Annotated in this window: 5 protein-coding genes; 1 reads left to right on the forward strand and 4 read right to left on the reverse strand. The window is 26.2% G+C overall.

What is annotated here, in order from left to right:
• The 4 genes from PKV21_09965 to PKV21_09980 all read right to left on the reverse strand — a co-directional run.
• On the reverse strand, positions 1–530 hold a 530-nt coding region (locus PKV21_09965), incomplete at its 3' end, for a hypothetical protein (GenBank protein HOM27811.1).
• Positions 520–984 carry a MarR family transcriptional regulator gene (locus tag PKV21_09970; GenBank protein HOM27812.1) on the reverse strand — a complete coding sequence of 155 codons (465 nt, stop codon included), beginning with the start codon at positions 982–984 and terminating at the stop codon, positions 520–522. The genes PKV21_09970 and PKV21_09965, both read right to left, overlap by 11 nt.
• Before the next feature lie 62 nt (positions 985–1046).
• Positions 1047–1904 (reverse strand): shikimate dehydrogenase, encoded by an 858-nt coding sequence (gene aroE, locus PKV21_09975; protein HOM27813.1) that lies wholly within the window; start codon positions 1902–1904, stop codon positions 1047–1049.
• Positions 1894–2040 (reverse strand): hypothetical protein, encoded by a 147-nt coding sequence (locus tag PKV21_09980; protein ID HOM27814.1) that lies wholly within the window; start codon positions 2038–2040, stop codon positions 1894–1896. The genes aroE and PKV21_09980 overlap by 11 nt, the downstream gene beginning before the upstream one ends.
• Before the next feature lie 149 nt (positions 2041–2189).
• Between PKV21_09980 and PKV21_09985 the strand changes: the two genes are divergently transcribed.
• Positions 2190–2603: AAA family ATPase (locus PKV21_09985; protein ID HOM27815.1), on the forward strand; the 414-nt coding region annotated here is incomplete at its 3' end.

Here is a 2603-nt window from a genome sequence, read left to right on the forward strand (position 1 = left end):
TAACTTTGTTCCCCATAATATTTTTTCTTAAAATCATCAAATTTTTCATATAAATTATACCTTTTCAGAATACTATAAAGAAGTTTTATATCTATCTTTGCCTGTTCCATCAATTTTATGATTTTTTCTCTATCCTTCGGTCTAAAAACATCCAGAAATATTGCTATTAAATATTCTGCTTTTAAAATTTTAATTTCTATGTTTTTAAACTTGACCTTCAATGAATTTTTTATTGCTTCTTTTTCTAAATCTTTACTGGCCGGGATAAACTGAACTGGAATTTTATTGATTAAAATAAATTCTTTATAAACTTTACCACCCTTTTTTAACAAAAAGTCATAAAATTGGGTAAGGATAATAAGTTTTTTTACATTTGATGGGATAAAAAAAATGTCTATATCTTGTGTAAAAAAAGGTTCTGTATAATAAATTGTGGCGACTGCTCCTCCAATAGCATAATTTTTTAAAATCCTTTTTTTTTCCATCTGATTTATTAACTTGAAAATTTTTTCTAAATCTTTATCTCTCATTGTTTTTAAGATACTTTAAGTTCTTGTTTAAAAATTCAAGTTTATTTATTAATCCTTCAATTTGTTCAATTTTTTTTAGAGTTTCTTTCTTTTTTTGTTTATTTAACGAATTTTTTATTTCTTCAATATATTTTCTTATTTCATTTATTCTTTTTGTAATTCCAATTTGGAGTTTATTATAAATAATCTCTTCCATATCTTCATTCGCTTTATAAAGGGCTCTTGTATATCCTTTTTTCCAGACCTTTTTTATTGCATTCCATTCTTCAAGTTTTTTTAAATTTATACTGACATTACCTTTACTTATTCCGAGTTCTTTTGTTATCTGTCCTGGAGAAAGTGGAGAAGAATTTATATAAAGTAAAGCGTAAATCTGACATGTTGTTCTGTTTAAACCCAGACTTTCTCCAATATTTCCTGCTAATTCTATGAATTTTTCTTTTATTTCATCCATTTTCGTTTAATTTGTTTTATATATTTTAAACTTTTTACATTTTATTCCGATTTTTTTGTAAGTCAAGTTTTGAATTTCTTGTATAATGACTTTTTCATAATTTCCGTAGGTGCTTTTTTACCTGTCCATATTTCAAAAGATATTGCTCCCTGATATACAAGCATTGATAAACCGTCAAGATAAGGAATTTTTAATTTTTCTGCTTCTTTCAATAATTCTGTTTTTCTGTTATAAACAATGTCATAAACAAATTTGACTTTTTCAATATTTTCTTTTTTTATCAGAAGTGGGTCATTTTCTTTCATGCCGACAGAAGTTGTATTAACCAGAAGGTCAACATTATTCCATATTTTATATTCATTTCTTTTCTCAAAATCAATTATTTCAATATTTTTAAAATTCAATTTTTGAACTATATGTTCTTTTAATTTTTTTGCATTTTCATAAGTCCTGTTTGTAATATAAATGAAATTAACTTTTTCTTTAATTAGAGCACCTGATATAGCATAAGATGAACCACCTGCTCCAATAATTAAAACAGTTTTACCCTCGGGATTAAATTTTCCATCTTCTTTTAATGACCTTATAAATCCATCTCCATCGGTTGTGTAACCCTTTAATTTTCCATTAATGTTATGAATAGTATTTACAACTCCAAGAATTTCTGCTGACTCATCAAGTTTATCAATATATTTTACAATTTCTTTTTTATGAGGAATTGTCACATTTACTCCTACCCAATTAAAAATTCTTATTGAATCTACTGCTTTTTTTAGGTCTTTTGGTTTTACTTCAAGAGGAATATATACATAATCAAGTCCAAGATATTCAAAAGCAGTATTCTGAAAAATAGGTGATAAAGAATGACTAATAGGGTATCCAAAAACACCTGTTATTTTTGTAGTTCCTTTAATTCTCAATGGTTTCTCCATTTGCAAGGACAAATTCCTTAAAAGAAGTTAGTTTAATTATAAGTTTTTTCAATTCTTCTTTCAGAATAACCGAATATATTGTGCCTGAATCAACAAGCAATTCAAAATATTTATTTTTTTTCATAAACCTTTATTTTTAGAAAAATTATTCCTGTTTTGACTCCTTTTGTTTTTTATTTTACCTCTTTTTGCTATAAAAATAAATTTTATTTGACATTACTTTAAATTTGTTTAAAATAAATTAAGAAGTTATGAACTTATGAAAGGAGGGATATGAGAAGAATAGCGGTTATAAATCAAAAAGGTGGTTCAGGGAAAACAACGACTGTAGTAAATACTGGATATTATCTTTCAGAACTTGGGAAAAATGTATTACTTATAGACCTTGACCCTCAATCACATACTACAATTCATCTTGGTTTTGAACCACCCCAAATAGGTAAATCACTCTATGATTTACTTGTAAATCAAACACCTCTTTCAGATGTTTTAAAGAAAACTCCTTACAAAAATCTTGACCTTATACCATCAAAAATTGACCTTGCAAGTGCAGAAATTGAACTTGTTAATGAAGTGGGAAGGGAAATAATTCTGAGAAAAATTCTTGAAAAAAATAAGGTAAAATATGATTATCTGATTATGGATTGTCCTCCTTCTCTCGGACTTCTAACTTTAAATGCACTAACT

This window comes from bacterium (genome assembly GCA_035371905.1).
GTDB lineage: Bacteria > Ratteibacteria > UBA8468 > B48-G9 > JAFGKM01 > JAMWDI01.

Excerpts from the sequence above, each read along its gene's own strand:
- PKV21_09980 (HOM27814.1), bottom strand. The coding sequence starts at position 2,040 with ATGAAAAAAAATAAATATTTTGAATTGCTTGTTGATTCAGGCACAATA.
- PKV21_09970 (HOM27812.1), bottom strand. The coding sequence starts at position 984 with ATGGATGAAATAAAAGAAAAATTCATAGAATTAGCAGGAAATATTGGA.